Origin of the sequence: Mesorhizobium terrae (assembly GCF_008727715.1) — a bacterium.
Taxonomy (GTDB): Bacteria; Pseudomonadota; Alphaproteobacteria; order Rhizobiales; family Rhizobiaceae; genus Mesorhizobium; species Mesorhizobium terrae.
This window is the reverse complement of the sequence record NZ_CP044218.1, coordinates 4604018-4617708: the sequence shown is the minus strand read 5'-3', so window position 1 is coordinate 4617708 and position 13691 is coordinate 4604018. Positions and strand designations below refer to the sequence as shown.

Below are 13691 nucleotides of genomic sequence, written 5' to 3'. Positions count from 1 at the left end.
ATGCCGGATACGCTGCGCCTCACCATATTAGGCTGCGGTTCGTCGCCTGGCGTGCCGAGGCTCACCGGTGACTGGGGCAATTGCGACCCTAGCAACCCGAAAAATCGCCGCATGCGCGCCGCAGCCCTGGTGGAGAGGATTGCCGCCAACGGCGCCACGACCACGGTTGCCATCGACACCGGGCCGGATTTCCGCTCACAGATGCTGATGGCGTCGGTCAAACGCATCGATGCCGTTGTTTACACTCACGCTCATGCCGACCATATCCATGGCATTGACGACCTGCGGACCTTTGTCGTCGACCAGCATCGCCTGATGGACATCCATGCGGATCGGCTGACGCTGGAGCGCTTGAAACAGGGCTTCGGTTACTGCTTCGAGACGCCGCCGGGCAGCTCCTATCCGCCCATCCTCAAGCCGCATCTGATCGATCATGACAGGCCGGTGGTCGTCGAAGGAGAGGGGGGTCCCCTCACCTTAGAACCGCTACCTCAGGCGCATGGCGATATCGTCTCGCTGGGCTTTCGCATCGGCGGGCTCGCTTATTGTTCCGACGTGTCCGACTTTCCGGCGGCTACGACCGAGCGGCTGACCGATCTGCAGGTGCTGATTATCGATGCGCTGCAGTACCGCCGCCATCCCAGCCATTTTTCGTTGTCGGAAGCGCTTTCCTGGATCGAACGGCTGGCGCCGGAAAGAGCGGTGCTGACGCATATGCATGTGCCGCTGGACTATGCCGCCGTGCAGGCCGAGACGCCTGATCACGTCGAACCGGCGTTCGACGGCATGATCATAGAAATCCCTTATGATTCAAACTAGAGCACAATTTTCCTCGTGCGCACTGCGAACGGAAAGTATCTCGTGGTGCGGTCGGTCTATCCGGTGATTGTGATGGCGTTGCCCAATCCCGCGATCGGAAATCGAAGTGCTGCCGGCGCCGACAAAGCCTCTTGGCCCCATATTCATAAGTTCCATAATCTATCTTATGCGACTTGAGGATAAACCTGTACTGATCGCAACTTCTAACGTCGGCAACGCCGAACAACCAAGCCAACCATGAGCGAACGCGATATGTCGATGGGAAGCCCCGGCAAGACAAATGGCACTGTCCCCTGGCAGGACGATTGTCGCGATGGCGTGCGCAACGTACGCGATCTCGATCGCCTGCCACTTTCGCCGCAGGAACGTGCCGCCGCAGAAGCAGCCGCAGCAATTCACAAGATCCGCGCACCCAAGAGCTACCTCGACCTGATCGATTGGGACAACGCAGCGGACCCCATCCGGCTTCAGGTCATTCCTTCGCCCGAGGAACTCGAATTCGACGAAGGAGAACTCGTCGACCCGATCGCCGATCACGCCTTCAGCCCGATACCACGCCTGACGCACCGCCACGCCGACCGGGTCCTGCTGTATCCGACCTATCAATGCGCGGTCTATTGCCGGTTCTGCTTCCGCAAGGAATCGCTGACCTCGATCGGCCGCGGTTATTCCCGCGAGGCTCTCGAGGCCGCATTCGCCTATATCGAGAGCCATCCGGAAATACGCGAGGTGATCCTGACCGGTGGTGACCCATTGTCCCTGCCCGACAAGGCGCTGGCGGAAATCAGAGCGCGCGTCGAAGCCATCGAGCATGTGCGGCTGCTGCGTATCCATACGCGTGTGCCTGTCGTGCTGCCATCGCGCGTGACGGATGAGATGGTTGCAGCGCTACAGGGCCGGCTGATGGTTACGGTCGTCACCCACTTCAACCATGCCCGCGAAATCACGCCGGCGACCGAACAGGCCTGCCGTATCTTGCGACACGCAGGCTTTGTCCTGCTCAATCAGACGGTTCTCCTGAAGGGCGTGAATGACACGGTCGACGTCCTGGAAGAGTTATGCCGGGAATTGATGTACCGGCTCGGCGTCAAGCCCTATTACCTTCATCATGGCGACCTCGCCCGCGGCATGGCGCATCGGCGCACCACGATCGCCGATGGGCAGGCGCTGGTGCGCGAGCTGCGCGCGCGCCTGTCCGGAATCTGCAATCCGGTCTATGTTCTCGATCTTCCCGAAGGCGGCGGCAAGGTGCCGATCAACCCGTCCTATGCCGAGGCACAGGACGGGTCGACCTGGCAGTTCCGCGGCCATGACGGCAAACTCAGGACTTATGCTGAGATCGTTCGCGAGCCATAGCGGTCGCCATCCCCTGCTCTAGCGGACGCTTCTTCGCGCCAGCAGCTTGTCGATCCGGCGACCGTCCAGATCGACGATCTCGAAGCGCCAGCCTTCATAGGTGAAGGTCTCGCCAATCTTGGGCAGATGTCCGAACTGGAACAGCGCAAACCCCGCAATCGTGTGGAAATGGTCGCTGCCGGCCCGCGATCCTATGCCCAGGCGGCTAAGGGCGTCATGGGCCGACATCATCCCGTCGATCAAAAGCGAGCCGTCCTCACGCTCGACAATGTCAGGCTCTTCGCCCTCCATGCCGGGCAAATCGCCGGCAATCGCTTCGAGCAGGTCGGTTTGGGTCACGATGCCTTCAAGGCTGCCATATTCGTCAACGACCGCAGCCAGCCGAACGGGAGACTGCTTGAACAATTCCAGCACTTTGGCGACCGACGTGACTTCGTGGACGATCAGCGGTTCGCGCATCGCCGCAAGAGGATCGAGCGGCTGCCCATTGAGAAACTGATCGAGCAGATCTTTCTTCAGCACCATGCCAAATGGTTCGTCGATATCGCCTCGCCCGACCAGCAACTGATCATGCCGGCATTCCCGGATGGTGCGTATCATGTCCTCGCGCGTATCGTCGGCGTCGATCCAGTCCACCTCATGACGGGGTGTCATGATGCTGCCGATGCGGCGATCGGCGATGTTGAGGGCGCGAACCACCACCTCACGCTGCGCGTGTTCAAGGATGCCGGCTTCCTGGCTCGCCTGCACCAGGAGCTTCAACTCCTGCGGCGAATGCAATGCGCCCTCGCCCGCTCCCGGTTGCAGCCCACAAGCCCGCAGGATCAGATTGCCGAGGCCGTTGAGTGCGAGGATTGCCGGGCGCAGCAGGAAAAGAAACAGTCCGAGCGGGCGCACGATCCACAGCGCCGTGCCTTCGCTACGTTGCAAGGCAAGGCTCTTTGGCGCGAGTTCGCCCAGCACGATGTGCAGGGTCGTGATGATGATGAAGGCAATCGCCACCGCAATCGCGTGCGAGCCGAAGGCAACGAGCGTTTCCGGTAGGCCGGACAAAAGCGGCTCGATCAGATGGGCCAATGCTGGTTCGCCGATCCAGCCGAGCGCCAGTGATGAGATGGTGATGCCGAGCTGGGTTGCTGCGAGATTGGCGTCGAGATTGTCGACGGCTCGCTGCAATGCCATCGCATTTATGCGGCCTGCGGCCACCAGTTCAGCCACCCGGCTTTTGCGAACCGCGACCAATGAGAATTCCGCTGCAACGAAGAAGCCGTTTGCGGCAACGAGAATGAGGACCGACACAATTCCGAAAATGTCGGCCAAGCTACTACTACCATCGCCCGTAGGCATGATCTCCTCATAAGGGTTGCGACGCGACACGCGCGCCAGGGAAAAAAAAGGCGGCATCGACGATGCCGCCACCAGATTTGCCCGCTGATGCAGGCAAGCAGCAATCCTACCGAACGAAAAGCCGTCCGCCTAGGGTTTGCTTTGGAATATCTGGTTCCAGCCCCCGCGGCCGCGTTGATCTTCGGAGCGGATGTCGCCAAACAGACTGAAACGGCCGCCCGCGGTCCAGCGTTTTGCGAGCATCTAAGTGTTGGAGCGACCCTCCAGTCGGTATTACCGAATGGAGGGTCGCAGCCCGCTCAGCTGGCGTTTTCAGGCCTTACGATTTGCCGATGTATGGCATCAGTTCCAGCGCGCCGCGGTAGATCATGTCGCCGGCCACATAGAGGATGATTGCCAGGCCGACATAGGCGATCCAGCGATGCTTCTGCAGCAGGCTGGCAATGAAGCTGGCAGCGATACCCATCAGCGCGATCGACAGAATGAGCCCGAAGACCAGAACATTCGGATGATCGCGCGCGGCACCGGCAACGGCCAGCACATTGTCGAGCGACATGGAAACGTCGGCGATGACGATCTGCCAGGCGGCCTGGGCGAAGGTCTTTGTCGGCGCACCTGCGGCGCCCTCGGCGGAATTCTCGCCTGCATGAGCCTCCTGTCCGTGTCCGGACCGAAGCTCGTGCCACATCTTCCAGCATACCCATAGCAGGAGGACGCCACCGACAAGCAGCAGCCCGACGATCTGGAGGAGTTGCGTCGTGGCCGCGGCGAAGATGATGCGAAGAACGGTTGCGGCGATAATGCCGACGAGGATTGCCTTGGCACGTTGTGCCTTTGGCAGCCCCGCGGCGGCAAGTCCGATAACGACGGCGTTGTCGCCGGCCAGGACAAGGTCGATCATGATGACCTGGAACAAGGCGGTCATCGCTTCTGGAGTGAAGAATTCTGTCATACGGCACCCTTTGCATTCAGCATGGGCGGCGCAGCGTTCAGACATGCCCCGTACACTCGCGCAACGCGAATGTTGTCAGGGACTAGCGAAGAGCTAGAAACATCAGAGCCAGGCCACCGGATTGAAATTCCAGTCCGACATCACAGCCATGATGGCTGCCAGAGGGGCCCGGCCTGGTAGCTTCTGACTAGTCGATGGGAACCAAAAACTCAACACAAAACATGCGCCTCGGAGCAAACACATGCAGGGGCCGTTCAGATTATGGTGGACGAAGCTTCGACCTCGCCAATGCCGGGAATGACGACCGAGAACGCAATACTGCCTAGGTCAAACGGCGCGCCGCCCCGATTTCCCGCTGTCGCCGTCGAGCCAATATTCAGTGGATTGATCAGACTTCCCCACCCGGAGACTTGGTTGCGGCTGTTCCCTGCTCTATCGATAGAAAATCGATGCTTTTGGGGGAGCCGAAAGTCCGTATGAATGAAATGCACGGGAAATTCGGCTGGATAGCCGGAGCGCTGAAGCGCTTGGGTCCGTTGGGTGCTCTTCTCATCCTATCCGCCTGCGTCAATTCTCCCGCCGCCCCTGCTATTCCGATATTCGGATCCTACTTTCCCGCCTGGATCATCGCTGCGGTTATCGGCATCATCGCCACTATCGTTATCCGTCTGCTTCTGGTGGCCGCCGGCATTGACGAGCACTTGCCGGTGCCGCTGCTGGTCTATCTCTCGCTTGCCCTGCTTTGCGGCATCGGCGCCTGGTTCGCGCTGTTTGGCGGAGTGCCCCGGTGAGCGCGCTCGACCATGTCCGGCGTGGCGTGGCGTGGATTCTGACGCTCGCCATCATCGCCGGTGCGGCCGTAGCGGTCTATCTCGCTCTGTGGGAAGCGGATCGCAGCCCGCGCACTGACGTTGCCGAGGTCGACGCACCGACGGTGCCGATCGCAGCTTCCGTGCCCGGCAAAGTCATCTCGGTCAGCGTAACCAACAACGCTTCGGTGAAGAAGGGCGACATCCTCTTTCAGCTCGATCCGGAACCCTATCGCCTACGCCTGGAGCAGGCGCGGGCAGAGCAGCGCGCTGCTGAATCGGAAGTGGCGCAAGGCGGTCGCAACCTCGCCACTGAACGCGACAATGCCGGCATCGCCGACAAGCAGATCGAACGGGCGCGCATTAACGCCGAGATGACCAAACAGACGCTGCAGCGGCTCGAACCGCTTCTGCCCAAGCGTTTCGTCACCGCGCAGCAAGTCGACATGGCGCGCACCGCCGCCAACGATGCGCAGGTCAGCCTGCGGCAGGCCCTGCAGCAGGCGCAAGGCGCCACCAAGATCATCGGCACGCTGGATACCCGCAAGGCCCAGGCCGACGTTGCCCGCGCAACGGTCGATCTGGCGCAGCGCGATCTTGACAACACCACGGTGCGCGCGCCCTTCGACGGCAAGATCGTCGGCATGCAATTGTCGGTTGGCAAGGTGGTGATCCCCGCCGAAACCCTGTTCACGCTCATCAACACGGCCGAATGGGAAACGGTCGCGTTCTTCCGCGAGACCGATCTCGGCGCCATCAGGATCGGCAATGCCGCCGACGTCTTCGTGATGGCCGATTCCACCCGCCGCATCAAAGGCACGATCTCGAGCTTAGGCTGGGGCGTGCGTTCGGATGAAGCCGCCACCATTCTCGGCATCCCGATCGTTTCCTCGTCGCTCAACTGGGTGCGCGTGGCCAAGCGCTTCCCGGTCTATGTGAGACTGGAGAACCCACCGGAAGACCTCATGCGCGTCGGCGCTTCCGCCGTGGTGATCGTCGGGCCGGCTCCGGCGAATGGCGACGGTGCAGATGCTGTACCAGCCGCCAAGTAAGACCACCCTGCTTTCGATCCTTTGGGACGAATTGCAGCCCTATCCGGGGCGGCTCGACCTGTCTTTGCGCATCGCACTGGTCTGTGTGCTGGTCACGATGACGGCGATGGCGCTGGAGGTGCCGGAAGCCGCCCTCTCCTGCTATCTCGTCTTCTTCGCCTCGCGCGCTGACGCCGGCTCTGGCATCGTGACCGCGGCCGGCGTGCTGGTCGGCGCTACCCTCGGCATCGCGATCGGCATTCTGAGCCTGATGGTAGTCGCCGACAGTCCGATGCTGCGCTTGGGGCTGGTCGCGCTTTTCACCTTCGGCGGCATGTATCTGGCGCAGGCGTCCAAGGCCGGACCGCCGGTCGGCACGGTCGCCATGGTCTTCGCCTTCGTCATGACCCTCTATGACATCGTGCCGATCGCCGAACTGCTTGTGCGGGCGCTTGCCTGGATGTGGGTCGTGGTGTTCTTCCCGATGGTCTATCTCATCGCGCTCAATGTCGTGGCCGGGCGCAGCCCTGCCAGGCTGTTGCGCCGTGAGATAGAGGAGCGGCTCGAAACGGCCGCAGCGTTGATCGAAAGCGGTAGCGAAGAAACACAACGTCGCGCCGGCAAACTGCTGGCCGCCGGCAATGACGAACTTGCCAAATACCGCGTCTTCGCGCGCATCCTTTCGCTGATGGACAACAAGGAGGCGATGCGGGCCGGCGAACTCGCTGAAGCAAGTTATGCGCTGCTCACCCTCGTGCTCGCGCGGGTCGTCAATGGCGAAGGATTTGGCCAAGACGCCCATGCCGCCGACACCTTGCGGGAACTGGCTGGCGATATTCGCGCCCGCCGCTTGCGCAACACAGTGGCGACAAGATTGCTGCATGCAGGCGATCCGGAAACGGCTCGGCTGATCAACCGGATCGCGCAAATCCAGATGCGGACGTACGAACCGCGGCCGCTGCCGCCGGGGGAGAGCGAGGGCTTCTTCGCGCCGGACGCGTTCACCAACCCGGTCTACACGCAGTTCGCGTTGAAGACCCTGCTGGCGGTGATGATCACCTACATCACCTACACTTCGCTGAACTGGTTCGAGATCCATACCGCCATGATCACCTGTTTCATGGTGGCGCTGGGTTCTACCGGCGAGACGGTCCACAAGCTGACGCTGCGCATCATTGGCTGCCTGATCGGCGGTGCAATGGGTGTCGGCTCAATCGTCTGGCTGGTTCCGCACATGACCGATATCGGCCATCTGGCATTGCTGGTCGGCGGCGCCAGTTTTGTCGCCGCCTGGGTTTCGGTCGGTTCGGAGCGCATCTCCTATATGGGTTGGCAGATCGCGCTGTGCTTCTTCCTGGTCACCCTGCACGGCTTCGGACCGAGCCTCGACATGGATGTGGCGCGCGACCGCATCATCGGCATCATCTTTGGCAATGTCGTCGTCTCATTGGTGTTCTCCACCATCTGGCCGGTCAGTGTCGGCGCTAGTGTGCGCAAGCAATTGGCGAACGGCATCTCGGCGCTCGCCGACCTGATGGCGCGGCAGGGCGAAAAGGTCAGCGCCTATGCCGGCCTCGCAAGCGGCTTGTCGAAAGCGATGCGACAAGCCGAAATGCTGCGTTTCGAACTGAAGCGGGTGCGGCATGGTGAAATCGGAGCCGAGACGGCCGAGCGCATTGCCGACGAAATCGAGACGATGGCGACGCCGATCATTCTGCTCCGCGAACGGGATGAGAATACCGATCCGTTTCATCGCCTGCCGAAACCGGTGCGCGCTGCAACACGGAACTTTGAGGACACGGTCGCCGCGTGGCTGCGTGAACGTTCGGCCGATCTGGGGGCTCGTCGCTGGGATCGCACCTCAGGCTCCGTGCGGGCCGCACTGCGGCGCATCGAAGCCAGGCTGCTGCGCACCGAACGCGGTGCTCCCGGCGGTTTTCCCCGAAAACTTCGCGCTGAACTGGCGGCACGGCTTGCGCTCTATGAAGAGATCGCGCAGGCCGTGGAGCGGGCAGAAGCGAAGGGAAAGCCGGCATGAGCCTGCGATCGCGCACGGCATGTTCGATTGACCGGCCCGCTGATGGCCGGGTTGGTCGGCTGCGCGTGCTTCGCTACGCCCTTATTGGCGCCGCCTTCCTCCTATCCGGCTGCACCGCATCCGCGCTGCACGACCTTGCACCGCCGAGCGCCGACAAACCGTCCTCGAAGGCTCCTGGCAATATCGCCGCCGCTCCGAAGGCGGTCGACGGCAAGCCCGATTTCGGGCTGACACCAAATCCGGCGATCCCGATCACGCTCAACACGCCGACCATCGACCCCAAGCATGCCTATTCGCTGCCCGAACTGATCGACATGGCCCAGATGGCCAATCCGGTCACGCGGGCGGCCTGGCAGCGGGCACGGCAGGCGGCGATCGCGGTTGGTGCGACGGAGGCGACCTACCTGCCGATTATCACGGCTGATGTCGTAGCTGGGTTCGAACAGACTTCGGCGACCGCGCCCGGCCTCAATCTCATTCCCATTCCGATACCGGCCGGCACCTTGACCACCACCGGCACGCAGGTGGTCCCTTCCCTCACGGTCAAGTGGTTGCTGTTCGACTTCGGCCAGCGGGAAGCGATGCGGGATGCCGCCAATCATCTTTCCTATGGCGCCAACGTCACTTTCAACGGCACGCATCAGAAGCTGATCTTCGATGTATCGAATGCCTTCTTCATCCTGACCGCGGCCCGCGTGCAACTGAAGATCGCCCAGGGCACGCTGGCCAACTCCAGACTGGTTCTTGAAGCCGCCGAGGCCCGTATGGGGCGTGGGCTCGCCACCACCATGGAGGCGGCCACCGCCAAACAACAGGTGGCGCAAGCGCGCTTCAACCTCACCCAGTCGCAGGGGCACGAGCGCAGTTCCTACATGGGATTGCTGGAAGCGATCGGCATTACGCCCACGACCGAGATTAATATCCAGGACATTTCCAGCCGCGTGCTGCCGAAGGCCGTCCCGGCCGATCTCGACCGGCTGATCGCCACCTCGCTGCAACGCCGACCGGATGTGCAGGCTGCCTTTGCGAAGCTGCAAGCTGATCGCAGTGGCATTGCCGCTGCCCGCGCCGAGTTCATGCCCAAGATCGCGATCGCCGGCAACATCAACCGCAACATTGGAACGCTCTCGACCGAGGATTCGCGGTTCGACCTGCGCACCAGGCTGAACGTGAACCAGCCCAACGCCAATCTCGTTGTCGGGATCACCATGCCGATCTTCGACGGCGGCCTGCGCGACGCGCGCCTGCAAGGCGCGGTTGCCCAGGCGGCCGCTTCCGAACAGGAAATGGCGCAGTTGCAGAACACGGCGGCGCGCGAGATCGTCACTGCATACGATATGCTGCGAACGTCTCTCGCCGGCCACGGCGCGGCGAGTGAGCTGACCAGTTCGGCACAGACCGCCTATAACGCCGCGCTCGACTACTACAAGCAGGGCCTCGGCACGATCACCGACGTCTCCATCGCGCAGACCGCCCTCCTCCAGGCGAAATTCGCCAAGGCCACCGCCTATTCGGACTCGCTGGTCGCTGCCGCAACGCTCGCCTTTGCCACCGGCACGCTCACCAATCGCAATGGCCCCGGCCGCTTCTGATCGTTTGCCGACTTCCTCCCGGAAGACCCGGCAACAACCGTCCCGGGATTTCCGCTGGGATAAGTATGTTCTTTTCCGCGACGCAAAACTTAGTGGCAGATCGTCATCTTTCGCCAGAAAACCGTGCAGTTCTTGCTCAGGCGTGGCGTCCGCGCAGCATAAAAATATCGAACGTCGCCAGCATCATTCGGCGCGCCCATTATGCTGTCCGTACAATTCGTTAAGCATCTTTCATGAGGTAAAAATAACTGGACGAGTGTTCAGAAAATCGTCTGGACAATCCAGTCCCGTTATGCAGGAATACTTATATTAGCAGGTTGGCGGGGGCTGAACTTGCTCTCAATTGCGAGGGCAGACTGAGGGGATGGCCATGTTCGTTCGCCGTTCTGGCGACGCCCTTCTCGATATTGTTCGGCATTCACCGTGCCGACATCTCCTGCTCATAGGGTCGGGCCAGCCGGTCGCTCTGACCGGCAAGAATGCCGGCTATCTTCGTGCCAGGTCGGCATCACTCGAACTCGTCCAGAACTGGCCTGCAGCTGCAAGCCTGTGCGGACTACACGTCGAAACCACCATGCGAGGAAATTCACCGTGAAACACAAATCGCCCTTCGACATCTTCTTCGATCAATTCAACGAGGATATTTCGGAAGATGAATTTCCGAGAAACAGCATGTCGGCTTTCGCTGCCAAGTCGGTGGTGAACAGCGAGGCATGGACCGACTCGCAGCCGGTGATGAACCTGTCGTCCTTCGTGACGACATTCACCGAGCCGGAAGCGCTCGAAATCCTGCACAGCCATTTCCTGAAGAACTACATCGATCACGACATGTACCCGCAGCTCTTCGCCATGGAGGGCCGTATGGTGCGTTGGTTGCACCAGCTGTGGAACGGCCCCAAGGGCGTCGAGCCTTACGGCACCGCCACGGTCGGCTCCTCGGAAGCCTGCATGTTGGCCGGCCTCGCTCACAAGTGGAACTGGCGCAAGGCGCGCGAAGCTGCCGGCAAGGACAGTTCGAAACCCAACATGGTCACCGGCGGTAACGTCCAGATCGTGTGGAAGAAGTTCCTGCGTTATTTCGATGTCGAGCCGCGCATCGCGCCGCTGAAGCCAGGCAACTACCGGCTGACCACCGAACATCTCGACAAGCTCGTGGACGAAAACACCATCGCCGTGGTCGCCATCGCCGGCCAGACCTTCACCGGCGAAGACGACGACATCCAGGAAATCCATGACTGGCTCGACGCCTATGAGAAGCGCACCGGCATCTCGATCCCGATGCACATCGACGGCGCTTCCGGCGGCTTCGTCAACCCGTTCCTCTACCCCGATTACAAATGGGATTTCCGCCTGCCGCGCGTGCTGTCGATCAATGCGTCGGGCCACAAGTTCGGCCTGGTCCCGCCGGGGCTCGGCTGGGTGATCTTCCGCGAGCGCTCGATCTTCAACGAGGATCTCGTCTTCTACGTCAACTATCTCGGCGGCGAGATGCCGACCGCGACGCTGAATTTCAGCCGCAATGCCGCGCAGATCGCCTACCAGTATTACGCGTTCCTGCGCCTTGGTTTCGAAGGCTACAAGGAGATCATGACGCGTACGCTGGAAAACGCGGAGCATCTGCGCGAACTGCTCGTCGAGAGCGGCTATTTCGAGATCATGAACAAGACACAGCGCATCCCCGTCGTGGCGCTGACGCTTAAGCCGGAATTCAAGAATTTCAACGAGTTCGATGTTTCGGCCAAGGTACGCGAGCGCGGCTGGGTCCTGTCGGCCTACACGATGCCGCCGGACGCCCAGACGGTGAACAGCCTGCGCGTGGTGGTGCGCCCGCATCTCAACCACAATGTCATCAACGGCCTGGCCAAGGACATCATCAACGCTTGCGACTGGCTGAAGCAGCATGGCGGCAACGCCACGCCGCCCAAGCTGCACGACCCGCACAAGGTGACGCCGAGCAAGTGCTGATCATCTGAGAATCCAGCTAAACGCAAGGGGCCGGCGCCCCGGAGCGAAAGGACATCTCCATGGCTGCTTTTATGAGTTTCCTGGGCGCCAACCCTTACATCCTCTTGTTTCTCGTGGTCGGCCTGTCGATCTGGGTCGGCTCGTGGCAGATCAAGGGGTATGGTCTCGGCTCGGTCGCCGCGTCGATCATCGTCGGCTGCGCGGTCGCGGTGCTGGGGTCCTACTATGGCACCCGCTTCCAGCTCGACGATTTCACCAAGCTGCTCTTCTACTACCTGTTCATGTATGGCGTCGGCCTGCGTGTCGGCCCCTCCTTCATCAACGGGCTGAAGGGCGACGGGCTGAAGTTCGCCTTCCTTGCGGTGCTCTGCTCGTTCTTGGGGTTGTTTATCGTGGTAGCCGGCGTGAAGCTGCTCAACCTGCCGATCGGCACGGCCGGCGGCATCCTGGCCGGCGCCATGACCATGTCGGCCGCCCTCGGTTCCGCCGACCAGGCGATAACCTCGGGCGTCGTGCCGCTGCCCGGCGGCACCACGCATGACCAGGTTTCGGCGATGATCGCCTTGTCCTACGGCATCACCTACATCTGGGGCACGGTCGGCATCATCCTGATCACCAAATATCTGCCGCAATGGTGGGGCGTCGACGCCAAGGCAGCCGCGACGCAATATGAGGCGGAGCACGGTGTGCCGAATGTTGACGATGCCGGCCTGTCTGGTTACCAGCCGTTCGGTTTCCGTGCCTACCGGCTGGACAGCGACAAGGTGGCGGGCAAGACCATTGCCGAGTTCCGCAAGTCCTATCCGGAATACCAGATCGAGAATGTCGAGCGTGGCAAACAGTTGCTCGGCGCCGATGCCGATCTCAAGCTTCAGCGCGGCGACATCCTTGCGCTTGGCGGCAACCTGAACGCGCTGACCGATCACATGGGCATCATCGGCCCCGAAGTTCCGGACGCCCGCGTGCTCAACATCCCGCTTGATCAGGCCGAGATCGTCGTCATGAACAAGGACGCTATCGGAAAGGCGCTCAAGGAATACCGCTCCTCGCCGATCGCCGGCCAGGTGCAGCTCACCCGCATCGAGCGCGGCGGCGTGCCGATCCCGATCGGTCTGGAAACCAAGCTGGAACGTTTCGACGTGTTGTTCTTCACGGGCTTGAAGAGCGCCGTCGATGCCGCCGGCAAGCTGGTCGGCAAGGTCGCACGCCATAACACGGCTACCGATCTGCTCACGCTGTCCTTCGGCATGATCCTCGGCCTGCTCATCGGCCTGATCGAGGTGCCGGCTTTCGGTTCCGCCGTCGGCCTCGGCAATGCCGGCGGCCTGCTGGTGTCCGGCATCCTGGTGTCCTCGGTGGTGTCGAGGCTGCGTTTCTTCGGCAACACGCCGAATGCCGCGCGCAACATTCTGGAAGACATGGGCCTGATCGTTTTCGTCTGCATCGTCGGCATCAATGCCGGCGCCGATCTGCTGACCCAGCTCACTGGCACCATTGCCGTGAAGATATTCATCGTCGGTTTCTTGACCTGCTCGATCCCCCCCTTCGTGGTGTGGGCGATCGGCTATCACGTGTTCAAGATGAACCCAGCGCTTCTGATGGGCGGGGTCGCCGGTGCGCGCAGCCATTCCGGCCCAGCACGCGAGGCGGCGAAGCTGCTCGGCTCCAACGTGCCGTGGATCGGTTTTCCGGTCGGTTATGCGGTGTCGGGCGTGTTGCTCACCGTCTTCGGCTACTTCGCGATGCTGCTCGCACACTGACGCTACATCGGGTTTGACGCCG

10 protein-coding genes are annotated in these 13691 nt (G+C 61.6%); 8 read left to right on the top strand and 2 right to left on the bottom strand.

Going from position 1 to position 13691, the window contains the following annotated elements; genetic code table 11:
- On the top strand, positions 1 to 819 hold the full coding sequence (locus FZF13_RS23420) for an MBL fold metallo-hydrolase (protein WP_024924019.1): 819 nt from the start codon (positions 1 to 3) through the stop codon (positions 817 to 819).
- Between the two features lie 237 nt (positions 820 to 1056).
- A complete protein-coding gene (locus FZF13_RS23415) occupies positions 1057 to 2175 on the top strand; it encodes a KamA family radical SAM protein (protein WP_024924020.1) in 1119 nt (372 codons plus the stop codon).
- An 18-nt stretch (positions 2176 to 2193) separates the two neighbouring features.
- Here the strand turns inward: FZF13_RS23415 and FZF13_RS23410 are convergent, their stop codons facing one another.
- Positions 2194 to 3522, bottom strand: coding sequence for a hemolysin family protein (locus FZF13_RS23410; protein ID WP_024924021.1), 1329 nt, complete (start codon positions 3520 to 3522; stop codon positions 2194 to 2196).
- A gap of 319 nt (positions 3523 to 3841) precedes the next feature.
- Complete coding sequence (locus FZF13_RS23405; protein WP_024924022.1) at positions 3842 to 4474, bottom strand: TerC family protein; 633 nt, start codon at positions 4472 to 4474, stop codon at positions 3842 to 3844.
- A 476-nt stretch (positions 4475 to 4950) separates the two neighbouring features.
- Here FZF13_RS23405 and FZF13_RS23400 point away from each other — a divergent pair, with 476 nt between their 5' ends.
- The 6 genes from FZF13_RS23400 (at position 4951) to FZF13_RS23375 (ending at position 13669) form a co-directional block, all read left to right on the top strand.
- Positions 4951 to 5265, top strand: a complete 315-nt coding sequence (locus FZF13_RS23400) for a YtcA family lipoprotein (RefSeq protein WP_244431310.1) — start codon at positions 4951 to 4953, stop codon at positions 5263 to 5265.
- Entirely contained in the window at positions 5262 to 6335 is a 1074-nt protein-coding gene (gene mdtN / locus FZF13_RS23395) for a multidrug transporter subunit MdtN (protein ID WP_024924024.1), read from the top strand. The genes FZF13_RS23400 and mdtN overlap by 4 nt, the downstream gene beginning before the upstream one ends.
- Entirely contained in the window at positions 6298 to 8352 is a 2055-nt protein-coding gene (locus tag FZF13_RS23390) for an FUSC family protein (RefSeq protein ID WP_051512150.1), read from the top strand. The genes mdtN and FZF13_RS23390 overlap by 38 nt, the downstream gene beginning before the upstream one ends.
- The gene (locus FZF13_RS23385) at positions 8349 to 9944 is read left to right on the top strand and encodes a TolC family protein (protein WP_024924026.1); all 1596 of its coding nucleotides are present in this window, start codon (positions 8349 to 8351) and stop codon (positions 9942 to 9944) included. Before FZF13_RS23390 ends, FZF13_RS23385 begins: the two co-directional genes overlap by 4 nt.
- Before the next feature lie 591 nt (positions 9945 to 10535).
- A complete protein-coding gene (gene gad / locus FZF13_RS23380) occupies positions 10536 to 11909 on the top strand; it encodes a glutamate decarboxylase (RefSeq protein ID WP_024924027.1) in 1374 nt (457 codons plus the stop codon).
- 59 nt (positions 11910 to 11968) lie between these two features.
- The gene (locus FZF13_RS23375) at positions 11969 to 13669 is read left to right on the top strand and encodes an aspartate:alanine exchanger family transporter (protein ID WP_024924028.1); all 1701 of its coding nucleotides are present in this window, start codon (positions 11969 to 11971) and stop codon (positions 13667 to 13669) included.
- Positions 13670 to 13691 lie beyond the last annotated feature (22 nt).